General features: G+C 32.0%; 41 protein-coding genes. 35 read left to right on the top strand and 6 right to left on the bottom strand.

Going from position 1 to position 20,144, the window contains the following annotated elements; translation table 11 throughout:
- Positions 1-132 precede the first annotated feature (132 nt).
- Positions 133-258: a hypothetical protein gene (locus BUA21_RS15180; protein ID WP_268801875.1), complete on the top strand. Its 126-nt coding sequence runs from the start codon at positions 133-135 to the stop codon at positions 256-258.
- Positions 259-287: 29 nt separating this feature from the next.
- Here BUA21_RS15180 and BUA21_RS02580 read toward each other — a convergent pair whose 3' ends face one another.
- Both BUA21_RS02580 and BUA21_RS02575 read right to left on the bottom strand, forming a co-directional pair.
- On the bottom strand, positions 288-671 hold the full coding sequence (locus BUA21_RS02580; protein WP_072743113.1) for a hypothetical protein: 384 nt from the start codon (positions 669-671) through the stop codon (positions 288-290).
- 29 nt (positions 672-700) lie between these two features.
- Complete coding sequence (locus tag BUA21_RS02575; protein ID WP_072743112.1) at positions 701-1,075, bottom strand: helix-turn-helix domain-containing protein; 375 nt, start codon at positions 1,073-1,075, stop codon at positions 701-703.
- Between the two features lie 180 nt (positions 1,076-1,255).
- Between BUA21_RS02575 and BUA21_RS02570 the strand changes: the two genes are divergently transcribed.
- Positions 1,256-1,483, top strand: a complete 228-nt coding sequence (locus BUA21_RS02570; protein WP_072743111.1) for a helix-turn-helix domain-containing protein — start codon at positions 1,256-1,258, stop codon at positions 1,481-1,483.
- A gap of 66 nt (positions 1,484-1,549) precedes the next feature.
- A complete protein-coding gene (locus tag BUA21_RS14645) occupies positions 1,550-1,711 on the top strand; it encodes a hypothetical protein (RefSeq protein ID WP_159429086.1) in 162 nt (53 codons plus the stop codon).
- A gap of 19 nt (positions 1,712-1,730) precedes the next feature.
- Here BUA21_RS14645 and BUA21_RS02560 read toward each other — a convergent pair whose 3' ends face one another.
- Positions 1,731-2,195, bottom strand: coding sequence for a hypothetical protein (locus BUA21_RS02560; RefSeq protein ID WP_072743109.1), 465 nt, complete (start codon positions 2,193-2,195; stop codon positions 1,731-1,733).
- Between the two features lie 23 nt (positions 2,196-2,218).
- Positions 2,219-2,455 (bottom strand): helix-turn-helix domain-containing protein, encoded by a 237-nt coding sequence (locus tag BUA21_RS02555; RefSeq protein WP_072743108.1) that lies wholly within the window; start codon positions 2,453-2,455, stop codon positions 2,219-2,221.
- A gap of 154 nt (positions 2,456-2,609) precedes the next feature.
- Between BUA21_RS02555 and BUA21_RS02550 the strand changes: the two genes are divergently transcribed.
- Both BUA21_RS02550 and BUA21_RS14640 read left to right on the top strand, forming a co-directional pair.
- Positions 2,610-2,813 carry a helix-turn-helix domain-containing protein gene (locus BUA21_RS02550; RefSeq protein WP_072743107.1) on the top strand — a complete coding sequence of 68 codons (204 nt, stop codon included), beginning with the start codon at positions 2,610-2,612 and terminating at the stop codon, positions 2,811-2,813.
- Positions 2,814-2,875: 62 nt separating this feature from the next.
- On the top strand, positions 2,876-3,034 hold the full coding sequence (locus BUA21_RS14640) for a hypothetical protein (protein WP_159429085.1): 159 nt from the start codon (positions 2,876-2,878) through the stop codon (positions 3,032-3,034).
- On the opposite strand, the gene BUA21_RS02545 is transcribed toward BUA21_RS14640, so the two are convergent.
- Positions 3,005-3,283, bottom strand: coding sequence for a hypothetical protein (locus BUA21_RS02545; RefSeq protein ID WP_072743106.1), 279 nt, complete (start codon positions 3,281-3,283; stop codon positions 3,005-3,007). The genes BUA21_RS14640 and BUA21_RS02545 overlap by 30 nt on opposite strands.
- 70 nt (positions 3,284-3,353) lie before the next feature.
- Between BUA21_RS02545 and BUA21_RS02540 the strand changes: the two genes are divergently transcribed.
- From BUA21_RS02540 to BUA21_RS02490, 11 genes are all read left to right on the top strand, one after another.
- Positions 3,354-3,557, top strand: coding sequence for a hypothetical protein (locus BUA21_RS02540; RefSeq protein ID WP_072743105.1), 204 nt, complete (start codon positions 3,354-3,356; stop codon positions 3,555-3,557).
- 20 nt (positions 3,558-3,577) lie between these two features.
- A complete protein-coding gene (locus tag BUA21_RS02535) occupies positions 3,578-4,252 on the top strand; it encodes an antA/AntB antirepressor family protein (protein ID WP_072743104.1) in 675 nt (224 codons plus the stop codon).
- Between the two features lie 67 nt (positions 4,253-4,319).
- Complete coding sequence (locus tag BUA21_RS02530) at positions 4,320-4,511, top strand: hypothetical protein (RefSeq protein WP_072743103.1); 192 nt, start codon at positions 4,320-4,322, stop codon at positions 4,509-4,511.
- A 6-nt stretch (positions 4,512-4,517) separates the two neighbouring features.
- Positions 4,518-4,745: a hypothetical protein gene (locus BUA21_RS02525; RefSeq protein WP_072743102.1), complete on the top strand. Its 228-nt coding sequence runs from the start codon at positions 4,518-4,520 to the stop codon at positions 4,743-4,745.
- Between the two features lie 223 nt (positions 4,746-4,968).
- Entirely contained in the window at positions 4,969-5,403 is a 435-nt protein-coding gene (locus BUA21_RS02520) for a helix-turn-helix domain-containing protein (protein WP_072743101.1), read from the top strand.
- 14 nt (positions 5,404-5,417) lie between these two features.
- On the top strand, positions 5,418-5,687 hold the full coding sequence (locus BUA21_RS02515) for a hypothetical protein (RefSeq protein WP_072743100.1): 270 nt from the start codon (positions 5,418-5,420) through the stop codon (positions 5,685-5,687).
- Positions 5,688-5,763: 76 nt separating this feature from the next.
- Positions 5,764-6,183: a hypothetical protein gene (locus BUA21_RS02510; protein ID WP_072743099.1), complete on the top strand. Its 420-nt coding sequence runs from the start codon at positions 5,764-5,766 to the stop codon at positions 6,181-6,183.
- Positions 6,184-6,209: 26 nt separating this feature from the next.
- Complete coding sequence (locus tag BUA21_RS02505; protein ID WP_072743098.1) at positions 6,210-6,419, top strand: hypothetical protein; 210 nt, start codon at positions 6,210-6,212, stop codon at positions 6,417-6,419.
- 2 nt (positions 6,420-6,421) lie between these two features.
- Entirely contained in the window at positions 6,422-6,862 is a 441-nt protein-coding gene (locus tag BUA21_RS02500) for a host-nuclease inhibitor Gam family protein (RefSeq protein WP_072743097.1), read from the top strand.
- Between the two features lie 2 nt (positions 6,863-6,864).
- The gene (locus BUA21_RS02495) at positions 6,865-7,782 is read left to right on the top strand and encodes an exodeoxyribonuclease X C-terminal domain-containing protein (protein WP_072743096.1); all 918 of its coding nucleotides are present in this window, start codon (positions 6,865-6,867) and stop codon (positions 7,780-7,782) included.
- A gap of 44 nt (positions 7,783-7,826) precedes the next feature.
- Positions 7,827-8,693 carry a helix-turn-helix domain-containing protein gene (locus BUA21_RS02490; protein ID WP_072743095.1) on the top strand — a complete coding sequence of 289 codons (867 nt, stop codon included), beginning with the start codon at positions 7,827-7,829 and terminating at the stop codon, positions 8,691-8,693.
- A 70-nt stretch (positions 8,694-8,763) separates the two neighbouring features.
- Here BUA21_RS02490 and BUA21_RS15175 read toward each other — a convergent pair whose 3' ends face one another.
- Positions 8,764-8,895, bottom strand: coding sequence for a hypothetical protein (locus BUA21_RS15175; RefSeq protein WP_268801874.1), 132 nt, complete (start codon positions 8,893-8,895; stop codon positions 8,764-8,766).
- Positions 8,896-9,227: 332 nt separating this feature from the next.
- Here BUA21_RS15175 and BUA21_RS02485 point away from each other — a divergent pair, with 332 nt between their 5' ends.
- The 19 genes from BUA21_RS02485 (at position 9,228) to BUA21_RS02400 (ending at position 20,127) form a co-directional block, all read left to right on the top strand.
- Positions 9,228-9,614 carry a DUF1064 domain-containing protein gene (locus tag BUA21_RS02485; protein WP_327198027.1) on the top strand — a complete coding sequence of 129 codons (387 nt, stop codon included), beginning with the start codon at positions 9,228-9,230 and terminating at the stop codon, positions 9,612-9,614.
- On the top strand, positions 9,614-9,904 hold the full coding sequence (locus tag BUA21_RS02480) for a hypothetical protein (RefSeq protein ID WP_072743094.1): 291 nt from the start codon (positions 9,614-9,616) through the stop codon (positions 9,902-9,904). The genes BUA21_RS02485 and BUA21_RS02480 overlap by 1 nt, the downstream gene beginning before the upstream one ends.
- 3 nt (positions 9,905-9,907) lie before the next feature.
- The gene (locus BUA21_RS02475) at positions 9,908-10,087 is read left to right on the top strand and encodes a hypothetical protein (RefSeq protein WP_072743092.1); all 180 of its coding nucleotides are present in this window, start codon (positions 9,908-9,910) and stop codon (positions 10,085-10,087) included.
- 10 nt (positions 10,088-10,097) lie between these two features.
- Entirely contained in the window at positions 10,098-10,295 is a 198-nt protein-coding gene (locus BUA21_RS02470) for a hypothetical protein (RefSeq protein WP_072743089.1), read from the top strand.
- 11 nt (positions 10,296-10,306) lie between these two features.
- Positions 10,307-10,627: a hypothetical protein gene (locus tag BUA21_RS02465; protein WP_072743087.1), complete on the top strand. Its 321-nt coding sequence runs from the start codon at positions 10,307-10,309 to the stop codon at positions 10,625-10,627.
- 11 nt (positions 10,628-10,638) lie between these two features.
- Positions 10,639-10,830, top strand: coding sequence for a hypothetical protein (locus BUA21_RS02460; protein WP_072743085.1), 192 nt, complete (start codon positions 10,639-10,641; stop codon positions 10,828-10,830).
- Complete coding sequence (locus BUA21_RS02455; RefSeq protein WP_072743083.1) at positions 10,831-11,523, top strand: DUF2786 domain-containing protein; 693 nt, start codon at positions 10,831-10,833, stop codon at positions 11,521-11,523.
- Between the two features lie 265 nt (positions 11,524-11,788).
- Entirely contained in the window at positions 11,789-12,118 is a 330-nt protein-coding gene (locus BUA21_RS02450; RefSeq protein WP_072743080.1) for a hypothetical protein, read from the top strand.
- Positions 12,119-12,132: 14 nt separating this feature from the next.
- On the top strand, positions 12,133-12,651 hold the full coding sequence (locus tag BUA21_RS02445) for a hypothetical protein (RefSeq protein WP_200796495.1): 519 nt from the start codon (positions 12,133-12,135) through the stop codon (positions 12,649-12,651).
- A gap of 245 nt (positions 12,652-12,896) precedes the next feature.
- Complete coding sequence (locus BUA21_RS02440) at positions 12,897-13,070, top strand: aspartyl-phosphate phosphatase Spo0E family protein (RefSeq protein ID WP_072743078.1); 174 nt, start codon at positions 12,897-12,899, stop codon at positions 13,068-13,070.
- Positions 13,071-13,127: 57 nt separating this feature from the next.
- Positions 13,128-13,304, top strand: coding sequence for a hypothetical protein (locus BUA21_RS14635; protein WP_158281639.1), 177 nt, complete (start codon positions 13,128-13,130; stop codon positions 13,302-13,304).
- Between the two features lie 67 nt (positions 13,305-13,371).
- A complete protein-coding gene (locus BUA21_RS02435; protein WP_072743076.1) occupies positions 13,372-13,803 on the top strand; it encodes a DUF2383 domain-containing protein in 432 nt (143 codons plus the stop codon).
- A 61-nt stretch (positions 13,804-13,864) separates the two neighbouring features.
- Positions 13,865-14,398, top strand: a complete 534-nt coding sequence (locus tag BUA21_RS02430) for a transposase (protein WP_072743074.1) — start codon at positions 13,865-13,867, stop codon at positions 14,396-14,398.
- A 1-nt stretch (position 14,399) separates the two neighbouring features.
- Positions 14,400-15,800: a phage terminase large subunit gene (terL, locus tag BUA21_RS02425; RefSeq protein WP_200796494.1), complete on the top strand. Its 1,401-nt coding sequence runs from the start codon at positions 14,400-14,402 to the stop codon at positions 15,798-15,800.
- Positions 15,801-15,815: 15 nt separating this feature from the next.
- A complete protein-coding gene (locus tag BUA21_RS02420; RefSeq protein ID WP_072743072.1) occupies positions 15,816-17,264 on the top strand; it encodes a phage portal protein in 1,449 nt (482 codons plus the stop codon).
- On the top strand, positions 17,254-18,837 hold the full coding sequence (locus BUA21_RS02415) for a minor capsid protein (RefSeq protein WP_200796493.1): 1,584 nt from the start codon (positions 17,254-17,256) through the stop codon (positions 18,835-18,837). The genes BUA21_RS02420 and BUA21_RS02415 overlap by 11 nt, the downstream gene beginning before the upstream one ends.
- Positions 18,838-18,847: 10 nt before the next feature.
- Positions 18,848-19,084 carry a hypothetical protein gene (locus tag BUA21_RS02410; RefSeq protein WP_072743070.1) on the top strand — a complete coding sequence of 79 codons (237 nt, stop codon included), beginning with the start codon at positions 18,848-18,850 and terminating at the stop codon, positions 19,082-19,084.
- 143 nt (positions 19,085-19,227) lie between these two features.
- Positions 19,228-19,452: a hypothetical protein gene (locus BUA21_RS02405; RefSeq protein ID WP_072743067.1), complete on the top strand. Its 225-nt coding sequence runs from the start codon at positions 19,228-19,230 to the stop codon at positions 19,450-19,452.
- 105 nt (positions 19,453-19,557) lie between these two features.
- Positions 19,558-20,127: a phage scaffolding protein gene (locus BUA21_RS02400; RefSeq protein WP_072743065.1), complete on the top strand. Its 570-nt coding sequence runs from the start codon at positions 19,558-19,560 to the stop codon at positions 20,125-20,127.
- Positions 20,128-20,144: the final 17 nt, after the last annotated feature.

Here is a 20,144-nt window from a genome sequence, read left to right as displayed (position 1 = left end):
AATATATTGAAAATTTAAATTATATACATGAAAATAAACGGTAATATCCATTGCACAAAGAACAAACGTTTGCTATAATATATTTAAACGTACGTTCGCCACTGCGATATTTACATAAAGGGGGCAAGAGTGGTGGAAGATATAGAGTGCATAAAAAACTTAATCAAAAAAATAATCATAGAATTTACAAAGGAAGAAAGGAAAGAAGCAATAAGGTGCATAATTGATAACAAAAAAGGCAATTTACCGTTAAGTTAGTTGCCTCTTTCTTCCTTCTATAGTGCATTTTATTTAGCAATTTTTTTCTTTAGCTTAAAGATTTCTTTTTCAGTTTGAAATTCTTTATGGGTAAGGAAGTCTAGATCATCCGATACTTTATCTAATCTAGTATTAGTAGCAATATGATTAGCAGCATTTTTAGTATCTAGTTCGTGGATTTGTTCTTTAATCTCTTGGAGTTCATTTAAAACTTCCGCATGATTAATATCTACCTTTGCATTGATTTCTTTATGGTTATTGTCTATTTTTGTGTTTGTTTCATCAAATTTAGTATCTATCTTGTTAAACCTAGAACTAGTTTCATCTTTAAAATTTTTCAATTCTTTTTTAGTATCTTGTAACTCGATATATATCTTTTCTAGTAAGTCATAAATTTTTTCTTCATTATTCATGATTTCACGCTCCTTTATCCAATAATAATCTAATCCCCTTTTGTCCTCTTTTTAAATTCCTTTAATAATTTATAAGTTTCAATAAGTTCTTGTGGAGAAGTTTCGTCGAATTCTAATCCCTCTTTTTCCGCTTCTTTTTTTAATTCAAGCAGAAATTTATCTACTTCATCTAAATCTTTATCGTTGATATATGGATTTTTAACATCAGATACTCCCATTAAGTAGTCTAAGGATACATTGAAATATTTGGCTATTTTCTTTTTTATTTCATCATCAGGAGCGCTTTTGCCACTTTCGTATAGTGAAACCGTGGATTTTACAATCCCAAATAGTTTACCAAACTCTTCTTGTGTAAGCTCTTTTTCTGTTCGTAGTTCTCTAATTCTATTAGATAATGTAGACATTTTTTCACTCCTTCAAGTTTAAAATACTTAAACTAATTAAATTATATAACATAATTTTATATTTGTAACAAATGTTTATAAAAGTTCAACAAAATTAAAAATAGAGGTTGACAGTTGAAGAAATTTAAACTATAATTAGATTATAGAGTTGAAGTAACTTAAACAATAGGAGGTGTTGATATGAGTGAAATTTTAAAAAAGATACGTATAGAAAAAGGATATACTCAAGAATATATGGCTGAAAAGCTTGGCTATAAGGATAAAAGCGGATACAATCACCTTGAAAATGGAAATGTGAAACTTTCTGTTGATAGAGCAATAAAAATATCCAAAATTTTAAATGTTGATCCGAGCATTTTTTTTACTAAAGAGGTTCAAGAAACTTCAACTAACAATCGCATAGTATAGCATAAATAAATTATCACACAAAATCAGATTCAAAAAAAGGAGTAAATAATGGAAGGGGTGAAAGGGATGGATATTAAGACAAAATTCAATTTAATTATTAGTGATATGTCATTAGCTAAAATAGAAGAAATTTTTGGAATTGGAAAGCATAGTGCGATTAAATTGAAGAGAGGTGAAAGTGTCAGAGTAGAGTCTAATAAGTTAATAGAGTTTTTAAATAAGATGTAACTCTGACACTATTACAACTTTATAGGCTGATTAACTTGTATTTTTTATACTGTTTCTCAAAGTCAGTTTCGAAATTGTAAGAACCAAAGTAGTAATTATAATCCAGTAAATTATTTTTTAAATAATTTGGATCAAAGCTAGAACCATCAAATTCGTTACCGTTACATGTCCATTCAGCAAGAAGACCATATAAGATGCAGTCAAATTTAATCAATTCGTTGATGAATGGTTTGATTTCATGTTTGTTTCTAGACTCAAATAAGGTTTTAGCCTTTATTTTGTATTCGTTGAAAATGGTATAGATAGTATTTTTATATCCAACAGGATCATAAAAATATTGATTAGTAATAATACTATCTGGGCTATCCATTTCTGCCATTTCGATAATTTCACCTTTTGGACATTGATTTAAAGCATCTTGATAGGTGTTTTCCCAACCTAAAGGGATTTCATCAAGATTTAAGTCCCATAGATACTTAGCCATTAAATCACACTCCTTATATGTATTTAGAAAACATCTAAGTCATCAAAGATGTAGCTATCAAAGAATGTCTTTAAAGATATGTCTAAGCCGTAACAAATTTTTACGATAGTTTTAAGTTGGGGGTTTTTACTCTCACCATTAACAATGCTATTTAAAGTTGACTGAGTAATCCCTGATAAGTTAGCAAGTTTATTTATACTAATGTTATTTTCTTGGCATAAATCTAATATTCTTTGAGCAGTAGCCTCAGCAATAGTCAAGATTAGCACCACCTTAATATAATAACGGACAATCGTTAAATAAATTATATCAAAGAAATTTAAAAAATATTAACGATACACCGTTGACAATTCTAAAAACTCAATATATAATTAAAGATAACGACACAACGTTAATGCGAGAGGAGGAAAGTCAATGCAGCTAGGTAATAGAATTAGAACTTTAAGACTTGAACTAAAAATGAGTCAAACAGAACTTGGTAAAAGAGCTTTAATTCCACAGACTACAATATCAGATTGGGAGAATTCAAAGAGTATCCCAAACGTAGAGGAAATAAAAAGAATAGCAAAAGCCTTAGGAGTATCAGTAGTAGAATTGTTGGATGATAAACCAGCATAGTTAAATTATCACACATAAAACGATTCAAAAAAAGAAGTAAATTTTAGAAGGAGGTGCAAGAGGTGGAAAAGGGAAAATTAGAAAAAAGGATTGCCACTCTTGGAGAGTTAGTCCAAGAGCAGCTTGAATCAAAGGATGATTATAAATTAAATTGTCAAAAACCAGATTTAGAAAGACCTAGATTGAAAAAATTATTTGATGATAGTAAAAAGTTTCTTTAATTCTTCTTTAGTTTTAGGTTTTTCAGATTCTAAGTTAGTAGAGAAATACAAGGTTGCCATAACAGCATATTTCATAGCTCGATATGAAGTTTTCATTATCAAATCAAACAATGCTTCATCTTGTGACCAGCCTTCTAGAATGAGATTATTGTAGTGTTCTTGACCCTGTTTACAAGAATCTTCAATTACTAATTTTAAAATGTTTTCGTCTATTTGATTGAAAAAATCAAGAAATTCTTTTTCGGTCAATTCTATTCACCCCCTTTAGAACATTTTACCATAACGGGGATGAGTGGACAGAAAGAAAGGAGAGAGAAAAATGGCAAGGGAAAACTTTGTTGATGATCTTGAAGTACAAGATATGAATGATTTTTATTTAAGAACAGGCTTTATATCAGTAATAGAAGATGGTCATGCAGTTAGTAGTTTTAATGAGAATAAGTTTAATAAAAAAGCTTATGAAGTAATGGATGATTACGAGAAAGAGAGATATGAAAATTTGTTAGTTGTAGATATTGAATAAAAGTGAAAGGGGGACAAATGATGAACGGTTTAATCAAAGTTGAAATTGATAATAAAGGTCAACAAATTATAAGTGCAAGAGAATTGCATGGAAAATTAGGAATCAATAAAAGATTTTCGTCTTGGTGGGAAAATCAAGTAGAAAGACTTGGGTTAGAAGAAAATAAAACCTACTGTACCTCAAGGTACACTAACAATAATAATCAAGAATTCATTGATTATGTCATTCCAATTGATATAGCTAAACATTTATGTATGGTATCTGGTGGAGAAAAAGCTTGGAGAATTAGAGATTATTTTATAGAAGTAGAAAAGCAATGGAATTCGCCTGAAAGCGTTATGGCTAGAGCATTACAAATAGCTAATGTGAAAATGTTAGACTACCAGAACAAAGTCATAGAATTATCCGGGAAACTTGAAATGCTTACACATTCAAATAAATTGTATACAACTACAGAAATAGCAAAGGAACTAGGTTTTAGAAGTGCTACGGCTTTAAATAAGGAATTAGAAAAAAACAAAATACAGTACAAGGTAAATAGAACTTGGGTTTTAACTGCTAGTTATTCAGAAAGAGGATATGTAAGCATAAAACAAAACGTTCTTGAAAACGGAAAAGTTGTTTATGACAGAAAATGGACTGAAACTGGAAGACAATTTTTATTAGATATATTTCAAAAAAAAGAAATAGCTTAAAGATAAAAATATGCTGCATAGGAATAGTACAAACTAGAAAATTCATACATTCTATTGAGGTGATGATATGGCAGTTCCTGAAAGAATAATAGTCACAATTGAAGGAGTTCCATTTGAGGAACTTACAGAAGAACATAGAAGAAAGATAATAGAGAGAAATACAGATATGGCAGCTGAAATAGTTACTGGAGAAGTCATTAAAATGGCAGAGGAAGGAAAGTCAGTTGAGGAAATAAAGAGATTTTTAAGATTGGAGTGAAAAATGATGAATTACATTGAAATTGATTTTTCAAAAGTAAAAGGCTACAACCAAATGTCAGAAGCAGCTAAGAAACATTTTGAGAGAGTATACAAGGAACATAATTCAGTAGTTGGAAGCTATTATAAAGATGATTATAAACCTATCAGAGTAATAGAGTATAAGAATTTTATAGAAGTTCATTTTAAAAATGGTGACTGGTTGCACTATTACAGCAATGGAACATGGGGTTAAGGGGGTGAAATGATGGACAGTTTTATATGTAGCCCTTTGAATCCTATAATAGCTTTTGTTTTAGCAGGAATATATCTAGTGACATTAGCTATGGACATGAAGAGAGAGGAAAAAGAAGAGAGATAGGTACCTTCTTACTGGTAAGCAATATGGGGAAGGTAGAAAAGAATCAAACTTAGTTTCTTCATTAATTAAATAATATCACTGAAAGGAGTGAAAAAGAATGAAAGAAAGGTGCAGAAGTATATATCAATTAGCAAGGAATCGTGCAGAATTAACTCAAGAACAAGCAGCTGAATTACTTAATGTTGGGACAAGGACATTGGCAGGATATGAAGCATGTGATCCAATTCCTAATGGAGAAATAGTGGACAAGATGGTAGAAATATATGAAGCTAGTTGGCTGGGATATGAACACTTAAGGTTATCAACAAAGGTTGGAAGAAGGTGTTTACCTGAAATCAATATAGAAGATATAGCTAAGTCAGTATTAGTGTTACAGAAAGAATCTGGGGATGTAGAGACTATTAAACCTTCAATGATAAAAATTGCATGTGATGGAGAAGTAGAAGAACATGAAGAAAAAGAATGGAGTGAAGTTACTAAAGAAGTATTTGAAATGGCAGGTGCTGCACTATCAGTTGTATTTTCAAAGTGAAAGGGGTGAGTAAGATGGGAGAAACAGCATTTGATTTAAGATACAACATAGCAGCTTTATGCATAGCGATTCTTCGAGAAGATGTGGCAACACCAGAACAAGCCTTTGCAGTAATATCCGAGTCAGCATACAAGCTAACCGACGAAGATGTTAAGGACATGATAAAGATGAAAGAACAAGGAATGTACCGCCGAAAAATAGGAGAAATATATGGGATAAGTCCTTACAGCGTGGATTGGAGAATAGAACGCTATAAAAAAAGGATCTCTCAGACGGCAATCTGAAAAGATCCAAGAAATAAAAAATTAGATTACTTCTATTATAGCACATTTTTTAGTAGAAGATGAAAGGAGAATAAAAATGGGGAGACATAGTAGTTTTAGACTTAGATGGAGTAGGTACTACCAATACATTTTAGAGGGACAAGTATTTTTCCTGAAACAAAAGGCTTTTACAAATAATAGTGATGGATGTATAGAATGGGAATTGATTACAGAACAAACATATAAAGATGCAATGAAAAGAGGTAGCAAAGACAATGTAGTAGTTGTAGAGGAAGAAGTTTCTATTGCTCCAGTACAACCACTAACATTAATTTTTAATGAGACATATAGCATGGATGAAACTGATGTGAGACAAGCAATTATAGAAGGGCAGGAATCGGTAAGGGAATTAAGAAAACACACAAAGATTCCAAATGGATTGGAATATAGAATTTTTAAGAAAATATTAGAATTGCAAATAAAACAAGTCCAAGATTATGAGAAAGTGGCCATATAATTGAAAATGTCGAAGGAGGAATAAAAATGTCAAAGATGTATAGAAACATAAAAGTAAAATGTCCTTATTGTGGGAAAGATGTATGCATGGCAGTAGATTTTCCTAGGACGGGGAGTTATATAGCCCCAATTGTTGTGACTTGTGATGCTGATGAGGGTGGATGTGATAAAGACTTTGTAGTTAAAGCAGAATTAGAAATAAAAACACAAACTAGAAAAATTGAGGGGGAGGAATAGTAATGGAAAATTTAATGATAAATATGATTGATGAGGTTTTAGATATTCAAGAGGAAGAAAAAGAAGTTTGGAAAGTTAAAGATGATTTAGAAGCTGATTGGTGTTTGGATAAGATTAGAGAATCTAAGGCGGAATACAATAGATTTGAAATGGTAGCAAAAGCAAAGATACAACAGATAGAAGAGGCCCTAAAGAAAGAAAGAGAAAAAATGGAACAAGAAACAAGTTTCTTTGAATCAAAGCTAAGAGAATATTTTGAAGCAGATAAGCATGAGAATATGCAAGAATATATAAAAATGAAAAAAGATTTTGATTGGGCTGAATTTAAGAAGAAATTAGATATCAATGGCAATCATATAATTGATAAAGAAACTGGTGAAATAGTCGAAATAGAAGGCCTTAAACTAGAGACCAAACCAGAAGAATTTAAAGTGGAGGTGTAAGCATGACTAATAATATGAGTGAAGAAAACATGATGATGAGTTTGATTGAAAGTGTGGAAGTAAATGAGATTGTTGGTACGTTGAAAAAAATTACACAGGTACAAGCAGCAGTACAGGCATCATTAAAGGCAGGTCATGATTATGATACAATTCCAGGTACTTCAAAGCCAACACTACTTAAACCTGGTGCAGAAAAACTCTTGATGATGTTTGGTCTTACTAGTGAATATGAAATAGTTGAAAAGATAGAAGATTATGATAAAGGAATATTTGCATATACAATGAAATGTATTTTGTCAAAAGGTGGCTACAAAATAACAGAAGGAGTAGGTTCTTGTAATTCTAAAGAAAATAAATATAGGTGGAGATGGACTAAAGAAGAAGATCTTCCTATAGGAATCGATAAAGATAGTTTGAAGCAGAAGACAAATAGATGGGGTAAGACAGAATATCAGGTTGAGAATGATGAAATATATAGCCAAGCTAATACAATACTCAAAATGGCTAAGAAAAGAGCGCAGATAGACGCAACTTTAGCAGTAGCCAGCCTAAGCGAAGTATTTACTCAGGATATAGAAGATATGAAAGAATTTATACAGCAGGAAGAAGTAACGAATCTGACAGAAACAGAAGCAGAAAACCTAAGATTAGATTTTGGTAAGTTTAAAGGGAAAACATTGAAAGAAATATTAAAAGTGCAACCAGATTATTTGGAATGGCTAATAGACAAAGCGAAGGAAGAAGTAGTTAAAAAGGCAGCAAAGATGGTATTGGATGGCAATAAGCAAGCAAAGGGAAATAAAAATAAAGCACAACCAAAAGAACCAGAAGTAATTGATGGTTTTGAAGGAATAGACCCAGAAGAAGAAGCTAACCTTCCATGGAATCAAGATGGAGCAGATGAAGATATACCATTTTAGGCTAGGGGTTTTGCCCCTGGTCCTTAGAAGTAGGTGATAGCTAGATGAACTATATTAGAGAGATTAATTCCTTTATGGATTGGCTTGAAATAAACCCATTGGAAGCAAACACACAGGCTTTGTGGTTTCATATTATGGCAATTGCAAACAAGAGTGGTTGGCCAGAGTGGTTTACAATAGCCAATCTAACCTTAATGGCAAAGGTGGGAATCTCAGAAAACACTTTAAATAAACATAGAAATATCCTTATACAAAAAGGAAGAATTGAATATAAAAATCAAGGAAAACAGAAAGCTGGCAAATATAGAATAATATCTTTTACCTCAAATACTGAGGTAAAACAAGAAGATAACAACAGTGTTACCTCAAATACTGAGGTAAGAAAAGAGGATACCTCAAATATTGAGGTAAGTCATGAGGTAAGTCATGAGGTAAGTCATGAGGTAAACCCTTCAGCATTATATAAACTAAACGAAACTAAACAAAACATATGTAATAGTACTACTACAGAAATAGAAAAAGAAAGTTTTGACGAAGAATTTAAGGAACTAGCAAAACTTTATCAGAAATGTGGTTTTGATGTTAATGGTCTAACTTCTGATTGGCTTATGGATCTTAAAGATAGATATGGATTTGATTGGGTTAAAAACGCAATATTAGAAGCTGAAAAAAGAGGGAAACGGACCAAAACGTATGTAGAGGGAATACTCCAAAATTGGAAAGCTAGTGGAGGAATGAAACTATCTACGGACCAAGATAAAACACAAAATACAGTACAGGCTAAAAAGACTAAATTTCACAACTTTAAACAGCGTTCGGACAAGTATTCGGCTGATGAGCTTGAAGCTGTAGCGGAAAGAAAAAGACAAGAATATATGGAAAAGTTAAAAAAGCAAAGTGAAGCATTGTAGGCTTTATTAAGTATTTAGGAGGGATTGGGGACATAAGAAAATCGGGGACAAGCCCCGACTGGTGTGACAATTAACATCTTCCGCCAAACATATCGCAGTTACAGAAAAGAATTACTAAAAGTAGGAAAAAGAATAGTAGAGAATCATCCATACCACAATCTCCACCACCGAATATTCCACGACGGCATTGATTATCAGTCATAATAAAACGCCTCCTATTTAAAATAGATTTTTTAAAACTCAGTAATAGTTTATGTATGACTGAAGAAAGTGTGATTAAAGTTATCTAAAAAAGAAAGGAGAGTTGATAATGTGACTTATCCAGAAGAACTGATAGAAAAAGTTAAGATCATGTATTTAGCGGAGTACACAATGAGAGAGATATCGGAAATGACTGGTTTAAGCATACACCATATTTATAAGATTTTGAAGGAGCTGAACTGGAAATGAGGGTTAGAAAGCTATGGAAAAAGCTAATTAAAGGAACGTTATTAAAAACTTACATGTATAGCAAAATTTTAAGGAGCTGATACATTGAGATGGTCAAAAGAACAATATTTAGAATACATGGGACAGAAGAAACCAAAGAAGTCTAAATATAGCAACAAGAAATCAGTTGTAGATGGCATTACATTTGATAGCAAGAAGGAAGCTGAATATTACTGCAGTTTAAAGTTACTAAAACGAGCTGGAATAGTTAAAGAAATAGAACTACAACCTAAGTTTATACTTCAAGAAAAATTTAAAAAGAACGGTAAAACACATAGAGCAATAACATATATAGCAGATTTCAAAGTTACATATGCAGATGGGAAAGTAGAAATAGTTGATGTTAAAGGGATGGAAACTGATGTGTTTAAACTGAAAAAGAAGTTGTTTGAGTATCAGTATCCAGATTTAAGTTTGAAGGTGGTGAAATAATGGAATGTATCGAGCTAGGATATGCAAGGATTATAACAGGAGAAGATGGCAAGGTTGAATATGCAGAGGATATATATTATCCCGATGAAAGAGTACAATATTTTTTAGAAGAAGTAGGGTTATCTTTTTATCTAGACGACATGAAATTCAAAGAAAATAGCGAAATTTTAATTGTGTTCAAGTATGAAGAAATGGTATATACAAACTATTTTGGAACGGAATACGACGAGAATATAGATATAGTCCATGAACAAATTTTAGATGAAAATATTTGGGACGAGGAGGAATAAATAATGCTTGCTATGGAATATTGTGCCAGAGCGGTGATAAGATACCTCAATGGAGACATGGACCTTTTCAAGTCTTATACAAATAAGGCTATGAAGATATACGAACAGGAGAATTGTATAGCGGCTATAGGAGAGATGGTACCAAGACAGACAAGAGAAAAACTATATGAGATGGTGAGTTAGGAGGGGAAATATGGTTAATGAAATAACTCAACAAGAAGGTATAAGAGTAACAAAGAATAAAGAGCCCAAAGGGTTATTCTACTATAGCTTCCCCTTAGGTGATTTAGATTACTATGTAGGTATCAACAATAGCAAAGGGAAAGCTATAACTGGAATATTTAAAACAAAAGATGAGTGCATTAATTGGTTAATTGGTAAGAGCATATAGGAGGGATAAAAGTGAGTATTTATGATGAACATGAAGAAAGATATCGTTTAGAAGAGCTGGAAATTCAAGGAAGGGCTGAAACATTTTTAAGCTTTACTGACAAAGAAATAATAACACTTGCAAGGCAGGTGTTAGAGGAAGAAGAAAGCGAATACATCATAGAAGAGTACGACTTAGTAGGCAAAATATTAGATTATTATGACAAAAGCAGAAGGATTTCTGATAAACAAAGATATTGTCTTTGCAGGGCCATAGCAGAGAAAGACTATTTTTACAATGAACATTTTGACATAGAGTACTTTCGTAAAACTCATCTAGGAAATGAAGAGTAGGAGGAACAGCTATGGAGATAAATCAGCAATACAGTAGAACAAAAAAACAAAGTTTAAAAAATGAAATCATATGCTACATAGATGAAATAGTAGATACAGCTGAAAAAATGAATAGTTTAGACTTTTTCACAATAGAAATAAAAAATCATGAAGGGCAGCTGAATGCAGAGTATACACTGAAAAATAGAAAGAAGGTGTATTAAGTGGAAAATAACATAATTATAAAAATAAAAAAGCTCTTAGCATTAAGTGAAAGCTCAAATGAATATGAAGCAAAGGTGGCCATGTTAAAGGCTCAAGAATTATTGGCCAAGCATAAGCTTTCATTAAAAGAGATAGAGGAACATGAAGATATAAACGTAATGGAAGGTAAAACGAATATAACATTCAGGCAAGGAAAATGGAAAGGAAAGTTAGCAGATTTAATTGCTGAAAATTTTGGATGCTATCATTACTATGGAACTAACAGAACCCATACAATTATCTTTATGGGAAAAGATGAGGATGTAACTGTTTGTAAAATGGTGCTTGAATATGCAGTAGATAGTATAAATTCTGTAGTAAACAGATTAAGATATCAATATAGAAAAGAAGGTTATTCGACAAAAGGATTAGAAAATGATTATGCTTTAGGCTTCATAGAAGGCTTAGAGTATGCTTTCGAAGAACAGAAACAAGAAAACCAAGAGTGGGGATTAGTATTAGCGAGAGATAAAGAAGTAGTGGAAGCTTATGAGAAAAAAGAATTTATAGGCAGTATTAATACAAATACCAACTTTCAAGGGTTTAATGAAGCATATTTTAAGGGAGTAGAGGATGGTGAAAAATTTAGTATATCGGATAAGATTGTGGGGGATGAAAAGGGAACTTTGCAAATAGAAAACAGATATACTTAATGAACATAACAAATATTATATGTAATAAAATAGAGCCGCCAGCGCTAGCGACTCTTTAATGGAAGTTGGCATCAAACGGGTCCGAGTGACTCTCAAAATCCATTAATAAATTATATGCTAATAAACTAAATATAGAACTAAATAAGTCCTACTGTACCTAGACAGCGGACACTAGACCATATTGCTAACACCAGGCAAATGGTTTGGTGTCCTTTTTTATTGAGATTGAGGAGGGAAAGCATGATAGAAAAGTAGAGGTGATACTATGCAGGATCTAGTTACAGAACTAAACATCCATAGAAGCAATTTAAATAAAGCTATAAAAGAATTGAAAGAGAGAGGACAAGCAAAGGCAAAAGCAGAGAGGGATTACAGAGTAGAGTTATCCAAGGAAATATTAAAACTAAGAGCAGAAGGTATGCTAGTAACAATAATATCAGATGTATGTCGAGGTAATAAAAAAATAGCAAACTTGAAGATGGAGAGGGATATAGCAGAAAGTCTTTATGAAAGCAATATGCAATACATATACTCTACTAAAATAAATATTGAAATAGTACAAAAGCAGATAGAAGCTACTATGAGGGGAGAATAAGGAGGAAGATTAATATGGACATTAAGGTTATAGAAAATGCATTAAAGGATTATAAAAGAAAAAAATCGGTAGTAGAAACTACTTTAGCTAGGGTAGAAAACTATAAAGAAACTATTAACAATCCAGATTCGTTTGAATATGTATTTTTAGGTTCACCAAGGGAACCAGGTATGCCTAGGGGCACAGGAGGGAAAAAATCACTTGTAGAATTAGCTATAGAGGATAAAGAAGAAGCCATAGGGCTTTTAAAAGAATGGATAAAGGATGATCAATCAAGGATATATCCATATCAGATAGAATTGGAGCAACTAAATGGAGCTTTAAATGCATTGACAAGGCAAGAAAGATTTATAATAGAATGTAAATATTTTGAGAATATGTTTTGGAGAGATATAGAAATCAATTTTAACGATAAATTTAGACAGCAGAATTATATAACAGTTTCAGGAATAAGAAAAATGAATTCGGAGGCTTTAGAGCTACTGGCAAGAATACTTGAACCATACTATATGAGGTTCAAAATCAAAAAGTAACAGATTTGGGGCAGAAAAGGGGCAGTTTTGGGACAGCTTTTATATTTTATATGTGATATTATGTTATTGGGAAGAAATTTAAGCAACAGGGTTTAATAAAACAAAATATAGGACTAACGGGAGACAGTCACAGAAAAATGTGGCTGTTTTTACTTTTCAATTAGGTTTTTTAGAATACTGGAAAAAATTAAGCATATTAATAAAATCCCTCTTTTTATATACTCAACTGGAAAGGAGGGGTGAAAATGTGCGAAGTAAAAGATATTGCGGAACAAATTGAAAAAATTCGCAAAGACATGAATGAATTACTTAAAGAAAAAAGTGACTTACTTGATCCGGAAGTGGTTGCTGTAAGTCAAATGCTTGATTCTGTTTTGAATGAGTACTATAGAATACTTAATCAAAGTATGGACAAGTAAACGATAAGGGAGGGAAGAAATTCTCTCCCTTATAATATGTAAAAGAAGGTGAACTAAATGATTATAGGAGAATATCTTAAAAAGAATGATATAGATACATATAGAGAATTGAAGAATATAGGTAGAATGCAGAAGAAAAAAGACATTAAGCTTGGAGATAGACCAGAAAGACTTATGCAACATGATAGTTATAGGAAACAGGGTAGGAGAGTTAGACAAGTAAAGTGGGGATAATGTATTAAATTTAAACTTAGTGGAAAAATAATAATATATAATAAATCATCACTAAGGAGGAAATAAATTGGATAATAATACAGAAACAATAAAATCACTTAATGAATTATTACAAGGGGAATACATGGCGGTAGATAGTTTTAATAATTTCATATCTAGACTAGAAGATGAGAATGTGAAAAAGACCTTTCAAGAGGTTCAGAAGCAACATAGAGAAAACATTGATAAGTTAGCAAGTTATATACAATATATTGAAGGACAGCCAGATGAAAACCTTGGTATGAAGGGTAAAATGGGTGAAATGATGCTCAATATGGATTTAGGTACTGAAGCGGATACAAATGAAATTATTAAAAAATCTATTGAAGGAGAAACTAAAGGAGTTAATATGACTGAAAAAGTTTTAAGAGGAAAATTGGATGATAGATCTAGAGATATAGCAGGTGAGATATTAGAAAAAGATAGAAAGTCTATTGAGAAGTTGAAGAAATTATTATAGATAAGCAATAGAGCCTATAAGGCTCTTTTTTCACGTATAAAATCAAGGTAGGTGGTGATAGATGGCAAAGAAAAAGAAAGGTGGAAGACCAAGTAAATATGAAACGCATGTAGAGCCTAGACTGATGGAAATAGAAGGATGGGCTAGAGATGGGCTTATAGATGAACAAATAGCTAAAAATTTAGGAGTTGCCTATTCTACTTTTAAGGAATATAAAAAGAAGTTTTCGGACTTAACGGCTGCCTTAAAAAAGGGGAAAGAAGTAGTAGATAGAGAAGTAGAAAACGCATTGTTAAAAAGAGCATTAGGATATCGATATGAAGAAGTTACCAAAGAAAGAATAATAAAAAAAGATGTAAAAGGTGATCCTATGACAGATTTACATGGATTCCCAGTCTATGAAATGGTAACTACTAAAAAAGTTAGAAAAGAAGTCCAACCAGATACAACAGCACAGATATTCTGGTTGAAGAATAGGAAACCTGAACAGTGGAGAGATAAACAAGACATTGATGTAAGAGGAGATATGGAAGTAAATAATCCACTTAAAGATTTAACAACTGATGAACTAAAGAAGTTGATACAAGATGATTGATATGGATTTAGTAAAACTAGAAGCAAAAAAAGAACTTGCAAGACGTGAGTTCTTTTATTTTTGCAATTTATTAGCCCCTGATTTCTATAAGAAAGACAGAGAATATCTAAAAGAACTATGCGACGAAATGCAGGATTTCTATCATTCTGATGATGATGTACTAGTAATCAATATGCCTCCAAGGCATGGGAAATCCAGAACAGCAGGACAATTTGCTCAATGGGTATTTGGACAAAATAAAAATGAAAAAATAATGACTGGGTCATACAATGAAACTTTATCGACAACTTTTTCAAAGAATGTTAGAAATGGTATCCAGGAGCAAAAGGCTGATAAAGATAAAATTGTATTTAGTGATATATTCCCAGATGTAAGAATAAAACAAGGTGATGGAGCAATGAATCTATGGTCTTTGGAAGGTGGATATAATAACTATTTAGCAACTTCTCCTACAGGTACCGCCACAGGCTTTGGTTGTTCTTTAATGATTATAGATGACCTTATCAAGAATAGTGAAGAAGCCTACAATGAAAATGTACTAGAAAAGCATTGGGGCTGGTTTACTAATACAATGCTGTCCAGACTTGAGGAAGGCGGAAAAATAATAATAATAATGACTAGATGGGCCACAGGAGATTTAGCAGGAAGAGCACTAGAACATTTCGAAGGAGAAAAGAAAAAAGTAAGGCATGTGTCAATGAAAGCATTGCAAGATAATGGGACTATGCTATGTGATGAAATACTATCAAAGAAGAGCTATAACACTAAAGTTAGAGCAATGGGTGAAGATATTGCAAGTGCGAACTATCAGCAGGTACCTATAGATATCAAAGGCAAATTATACAGTTCGTTTAGGACTTATGCGGACATTCCTAGAGATGATAAGGGCAACTCACTATTTACTAGAATTGGAGCATATACAGATACAGCTGACGAAGGTTCTGACTATCTATGTTCAATAATTTATGGTGAATATAATAGAGAAGCTTATATATTAGATATTTATTATACAAAAGATCCAATGGAGATTACGGAAAGTGAAGTGGCGAGAAGGTTTTACGAGTATAGCGTAAATGTAGCTAATATAGAATCTAACAACGGTGGTAGAGGATTTGCAAGAGCAGTCGAAAGAATACTTAAAGAAAAACACAGGAGCAATAAAACCATAATTAAATGGTTCCATCAAAGCAAGAATAAGCAAGCTAGAATACTATCCAACAGTACATGGGTTATGGATCACATATATTATCCTGCAAATTGGAGAGATAAATGGCCAGAATATTATAAAGCTATGACAACTTATCAGAGAGAGGGTAAAAACAAACATGATGACGCACCTGACGCAACTACAGGGATAGCTGAAAAAATAGGCACAGGTAATGGCTTATCTATACTTAAATAAAGAAGGTGATATAAATTGATAAACTTTAGAGATTTATTTAGAAATGATATAAATATAATGACAACAGAAGAAATACTCTACAACGAAATAAAAGAATTCAACGTATCAGATAAAAGAGCTTGGATGGTAGAAGGAGACAAGTACTACAGGGTTGAGAATGACATATACGATAGGCGAATATTGAGACATACTGAAAGTGGCTCAATGGAAGATAAAACAAAGGCTAATAATAAACTAGCCCATGGCTTTGTGAAGAATCTAGTTGATGAAAAGGTAGGATATCTTCTTACAAAAGACTATGCTCTACAATGCGACAATGAATTATATATAGAAAAAGTTAAAGATGTATTAGGGAAGTATTTCCAATACACATTAACTAGACTTGGCTATGAAGCAAGTAACAAAGGAATAGCGTGGTTACAAGTTTATATTGATGATAATGGTAAATTTGGAACTATGCTAATACCATCAGAGCAATGTGTACCGCTTTGGAGAGATAATACTCATACTGAACTAGATGGAATGATTAGGTTTTATATTCAAACTGTATATGAAGGAAAAGAAAAGAAGAAAATCACTAGAGTAGAGCATTATACAGAAAATGAAGTCTATTTTTATGTTATGGATGGCGAACAGCTAATACCTGACATAGAACAACACGAAGGCGGTCCTATACTTCACTATATGAAAGGCGAAGAAGGTAGAGGATGGGGAAAAGTACCTTTTATAGGCTTTAAGAATAACCATATAGAATATCCAGATGTGAGATTCATTAAATCTCTTGTAGATAGTTACGATAAATCTAGAAGTGATATAGATAATTTCATTGAGGAAACTAAGAATCTAATTTATATCCTCAAAGGCTATGGTGGGGAAAATCTAGCAGAGTTTATAAGTGATTTAAATTATTATCGTGCTATAAAAATTGATGATCCTGAGCATGGTGGAGTAGATACTCTTAATCCTACCATAGATATTCAAGCAGCAAAAGAGCATTTTGAACAGTTAAAGAGGGACATAAATGAGTTTGGCCAAGGTGTACCTAAAGACTTAGACAAGTTTGGTAATTCTCCAAGTGGTATAAGCTTAAAATTTTTATATTCTGGATTAGATTTAAAATGCAACCATCTAGAAGTAGAGTTTAAAAGAGCGTTTGAACAGCTATTATATTTTGTAAATATATATTTGGCCGAAAATGGACAAGGTAGCTATGAAAATGAAGAAGTAGAGCTTATATTTAACAGGGATATACAGATAAATGAGACAGAAGCCATCAGCAATTGTGTGTCATCAGAAGATGTAATAAGTCAAGAAACTATAGTTGCTAATCATCCATGGGTAAATGATGTTGAAGGAGAATTGAAAAGGCTTAAAGAGGAAAGAAAAGAAAAGGCAAAGACAGCGGCCAAAGCTTTTGGAACTGATAAATTCTCCAACTTAGAAGGTGGGGAAGATGAAGAATAATAAATACTGGGCCAATAGAGCAAAGGAAAGAATGAATGATTATCATAGGAATAGTGATAAAACTATAAGGCTTATAACCAAGGCTTATGACAAGGCTATAAAAGACATAGAGAAAGAGATACAAAAGATATTCAATAAGTTTGCAAAAGATGGAGAATTGTCTCCTGAAGAAGCTAGAAAAATATTAAATGAAAAAGTAAGTAGTAAAGAGTTAGATGAAATAAGAGGGATTGTCTATACTACTGAAAATGAAGAAATAAAAAGATACCTAATAAGCAGACTTAATGGTCCAGCTTATAAAGCTAGAATGACGAGACTAGAAGCTTTAAAGGAACGTGTATATGTGGGGTGTAAAAGAATAGCGGATGTTGAAATACAAGCTAGTGAAAGACAGTATATAGATACTATTAATCAAGCTTACTATAGTAATATATTTGATATTCACAAAGGTTTAGGAATAGGATTTGATTTTGCTGCCATACCAACTAAAACTATAGAACAGATCCTTAAAAATCCTTGGAGTGGTAAACACTTTTCTAAAAGGATATGGAAGAACACTGATATATTAGCTGAAAAACTAACGGAAATAATTACAGGTGGTTTCATGAGTGGTAAAAGCTATTATAAAATGGCTAAAGAACTTGAAGAATATGCTGAATATGGCAAGTATGCAGCTATGAGAGTAGTGAGAACAGAAACAACTTATATGGCCAATATGGCAGAGATAGAAAGTTACAAAGAATGTGGAATAGGGAAATATATTTATGTTGCTACATTAGATTTAAGAACTTGTAAGACATGTCAAGAGTTAGATAGAAAAGTATTTGAAGTATCTAAAGCAGAACCAGGAAAGAATCTTCCACCTATGCATCCAAACTGCAGGTGCACTACTAGAAGTTATATAAGTGAAGAAGAATTAGCAAAGATAAAAAGAAGAGCCAGGGACCCTAAGACAGGAAAGGCTTATTTAGTTCCTGGAGATATGAACTATAAAGATTGGTATAGAAAGTATGTAGTAGATAAATATGGCCAAGACCAAGCTGAGGTAATGAAAAAGAAGATATTAAACAAAGCTAGTGATAAGAAACAGTGTGAAAAATATAAATTAATATTTGGAGATAAGATACCTTCTAACCTTGATGATTTTCAAGAATTAAAGTATAATAATGTTAAAGAATGGGAAGATGTTAAAGCCAAAAAGCAAGAAACATTAAATTCTTTAGATTATAGAGATGATTTTTTTGGTATGTTTGGCAATAAAGAAGTAAGAGAATGGTATATAGCACACTGCAATGACATACATGATTTAATAGACAATACTAAAAGTTTAGAAAATCAAGCGAGAGAATCTTATGCGCTAAGATCTAAGTATAAACTTGAAGCTAGGAAAATGATGAAAGACCAAGAAGGAAGAAAATGTTTAGATGAGACAAGACCTATTTTAACATTTGACGATTTAATAACAGATAAAATGGGTAGAAAAGATATGACAAGAGATGAAGCTATAAGGGATATAATTGGCACAGCAAAGAAAACTAATAAAGAAGTAAATAAAAAATTTAACTTAGATTAGAGGTGATTGTATGTATTATGTTAATGTATGTAATCAAACGGATAAGGATCTTTTTTATAAATGTTTAGAAAAGCTCAAGAAAACTAAAGGATTTAAAATGCAGGATAAAGTCTTGGAAGATGTTGATGGTAGTTTGTATGCTATATTTAAGTATGGAGAAGGCAAGGTAATACTAAAAAATGATGAAGAAATAGGGGCACTGTTTATTGAATCAGATAATAATATAGAAAATGTAGTATGTAAATAAGCACTTACTAAATAAAAAATAGTAGGTGCTTTTATTATGCTTGAAAATGGAGGGATTAACATGGCTACAGCTACACAGGTAACATTAACTATATGTTTAACAATTATAACTTTATATTTGATTGAGAAGAAAGGGGAGAAGTAATGCTATTGTCAAAACTACATCCTAGGTGTGATAAATGTAAAGAAAAAGATACTTGTGATGAAAAGAGAATGGTGGCTTGTGGAATAATGGTAAAGGAATATACACCTATAGCAATCTACAGGGGTGAGAATTGCACCATAGATACCAGCTTAGAAAAAATAAAGAAAAGTATAGAAGAAGATTTTTATAAAAATATAAGATGTGAATTTAATAGGACTTTATAATAGAGTCTTTTTTTATTGCTCTTTTTTAGTATTTGCAGAGCATAAAGAACAAAGAACCCAAGACTGGCACTGACCAGTATAAAAAAGTATAGGAGGTAATGAAAAATGGATTGGATTCTAAAGTTAATTGAAAAGTACACAAAAGATGGAAAGTTAGACCAAGAAGCACTAATAAAAGATGTAAACAAAGAGTTTCCTAAATATGCAGTGCCTAAAGATAAATATAATGAGGTATCAGAAGCTAAAAAACAACTGGAAACTGATATAGCAGAAAGAGATAAGCAATTAAAGGATCTAGGAGATAAAGCGAAAGGTAATGAAAATCTAGAGAATCAAATAAAAGAATTACAAGAAACTAATAAAAAAGCTAAAGAAGAATATGAAGCAAAGATTAAAAATGTTACTCTAGACAATGCTATCAAATTGACACTAAAGGACAATAAAGCCAAATATGAGGATTTGCTCATGGGTAAGTTTGACAGAGAAAATCTTAAAATCAATGATGATGGAACCATATTAGGATTGGATGAACAGATGAAAACAATCAAAGAAAACTACAAAGATCTATTTGAACAGCCATTAAAAGGAAATTCTCCAAACAATACAGGGGATTCTGGCAATGGTGATGGTCTAGACCAAGTGGCAGAAACAATAAGACAAAATTTAGGATTTTAGAAAAGGAGAGTGTTAAG

The sequence above is a fragment of the Sporanaerobacter acetigenes DSM 13106 genome (assembly GCF_900130025.1).
Classification (GTDB): domain Bacteria; phylum Bacillota; class Clostridia; order Tissierellales; family Sporanaerobacteraceae; genus Sporanaerobacter; species Sporanaerobacter acetigenes.
The sequence above is the reverse complement of the archived record's forward strand: the minus strand, read 5'-3'. Positions and strand labels throughout refer to the sequence as shown.

Excerpts from the sequence above, each read along its gene's own strand:
- BUA21_RS02580 (WP_072743113.1), bottom strand. The coding sequence starts at position 671 with ATGAATAATGAAGAAAAAATTTATGACTTACTAGAAAAGATATATATC.
- BUA21_RS02575 (WP_072743112.1), bottom strand. The coding sequence starts at position 1,075 with ATGTCTACATTATCTAATAGAATTAGAGAACTACGAACAGAAAAAGAG.
- BUA21_RS02570 (WP_072743111.1), top strand. The coding sequence starts at position 1,256 with ATGAGTGAAATTTTAAAAAAGATACGTATAGAAAAAGGATATACTCAA.
- BUA21_RS14645 (WP_159429086.1), top strand. The coding sequence starts at position 1,550 with ATGGATATTAAGACAAAATTCAATTTAATTATTAGTGATATGTCATTA.
- BUA21_RS02560 (WP_072743109.1), bottom strand. The coding sequence starts at position 2,195 with ATGGCTAAGTATCTATGGGACTTAAATCTTGATGAAATCCCTTTAGGT.
- BUA21_RS02550 (WP_072743107.1), top strand. The coding sequence starts at position 2,610 with ATGCAGCTAGGTAATAGAATTAGAACTTTAAGACTTGAACTAAAAATG.
- BUA21_RS02540 (WP_072743105.1), top strand. The coding sequence starts at position 3,354 with ATGGCAAGGGAAAACTTTGTTGATGATCTTGAAGTACAAGATATGAAT.
- BUA21_RS02535 (WP_072743104.1), top strand. The coding sequence starts at position 3,578 with ATGAACGGTTTAATCAAAGTTGAAATTGATAATAAAGGTCAACAAATT.
- BUA21_RS02530 (WP_072743103.1), top strand. The coding sequence starts at position 4,320 with ATGGCAGTTCCTGAAAGAATAATAGTCACAATTGAAGGAGTTCCATTT.
- BUA21_RS02525 (WP_072743102.1), top strand. The coding sequence starts at position 4,518 with ATGAATTACATTGAAATTGATTTTTCAAAAGTAAAAGGCTACAACCAA.
- BUA21_RS02520 (WP_072743101.1), top strand. The coding sequence starts at position 4,969 with ATGAAAGAAAGGTGCAGAAGTATATATCAATTAGCAAGGAATCGTGCA.
- BUA21_RS02515 (WP_072743100.1), top strand. The coding sequence starts at position 5,418 with ATGGGAGAAACAGCATTTGATTTAAGATACAACATAGCAGCTTTATGC.
- BUA21_RS02510 (WP_072743099.1), top strand. The coding sequence starts at position 5,764 with ATGGGGAGACATAGTAGTTTTAGACTTAGATGGAGTAGGTACTACCAA.
- BUA21_RS02505 (WP_072743098.1), top strand. The coding sequence starts at position 6,210 with ATGTCAAAGATGTATAGAAACATAAAAGTAAAATGTCCTTATTGTGGG.
- BUA21_RS02500 (WP_072743097.1), top strand. The coding sequence starts at position 6,422 with ATGGAAAATTTAATGATAAATATGATTGATGAGGTTTTAGATATTCAA.
- BUA21_RS02495 (WP_072743096.1), top strand. The coding sequence starts at position 6,865 with ATGACTAATAATATGAGTGAAGAAAACATGATGATGAGTTTGATTGAA.
- BUA21_RS02490 (WP_072743095.1), top strand. The coding sequence starts at position 7,827 with ATGAACTATATTAGAGAGATTAATTCCTTTATGGATTGGCTTGAAATA.
- BUA21_RS15175 (WP_268801874.1), bottom strand. The coding sequence starts at position 8,895 with ATGACTGATAATCAATGCCGTCGTGGAATATTCGGTGGTGGAGATTGT.
- BUA21_RS02480 (WP_072743094.1), top strand. The coding sequence starts at position 9,614 with ATGGAATGTATCGAGCTAGGATATGCAAGGATTATAACAGGAGAAGAT.
- BUA21_RS02475 (WP_072743092.1), top strand. The coding sequence starts at position 9,908 with ATGCTTGCTATGGAATATTGTGCCAGAGCGGTGATAAGATACCTCAAT.
- BUA21_RS02470 (WP_072743089.1), top strand. The coding sequence starts at position 10,098 with ATGGTTAATGAAATAACTCAACAAGAAGGTATAAGAGTAACAAAGAAT.
- BUA21_RS02460 (WP_072743085.1), top strand. The coding sequence starts at position 10,639 with ATGGAGATAAATCAGCAATACAGTAGAACAAAAAAACAAAGTTTAAAA.
- BUA21_RS02450 (WP_072743080.1), top strand. The coding sequence starts at position 11,789 with ATGCAGGATCTAGTTACAGAACTAAACATCCATAGAAGCAATTTAAAT.
- BUA21_RS02445 (WP_200796495.1), top strand. The coding sequence starts at position 12,133 with ATGGACATTAAGGTTATAGAAAATGCATTAAAGGATTATAAAAGAAAA.
- BUA21_RS02440 (WP_072743078.1), top strand. The coding sequence starts at position 12,897 with ATGTGCGAAGTAAAAGATATTGCGGAACAAATTGAAAAAATTCGCAAA.
- BUA21_RS14635 (WP_158281639.1), top strand. The coding sequence starts at position 13,128 with ATGATTATAGGAGAATATCTTAAAAAGAATGATATAGATACATATAGA.
- BUA21_RS02430 (WP_072743074.1), top strand. The coding sequence starts at position 13,865 with ATGGCAAAGAAAAAGAAAGGTGGAAGACCAAGTAAATATGAAACGCAT.
- terL (WP_200796494.1), top strand. The coding sequence starts at position 14,400 with ATGGATTTAGTAAAACTAGAAGCAAAAAAAGAACTTGCAAGACGTGAG.
- BUA21_RS02415 (WP_200796493.1), top strand. The coding sequence starts at position 17,254 with ATGAAGAATAATAAATACTGGGCCAATAGAGCAAAGGAAAGAATGAAT.
- BUA21_RS02410 (WP_072743070.1), top strand. The coding sequence starts at position 18,848 with ATGTATTATGTTAATGTATGTAATCAAACGGATAAGGATCTTTTTTAT.
- BUA21_RS02405 (WP_072743067.1), top strand. The coding sequence starts at position 19,228 with ATGCTATTGTCAAAACTACATCCTAGGTGTGATAAATGTAAAGAAAAA.
- BUA21_RS02400 (WP_072743065.1), top strand. The coding sequence starts at position 19,558 with ATGGATTGGATTCTAAAGTTAATTGAAAAGTACACAAAAGATGGAAAG.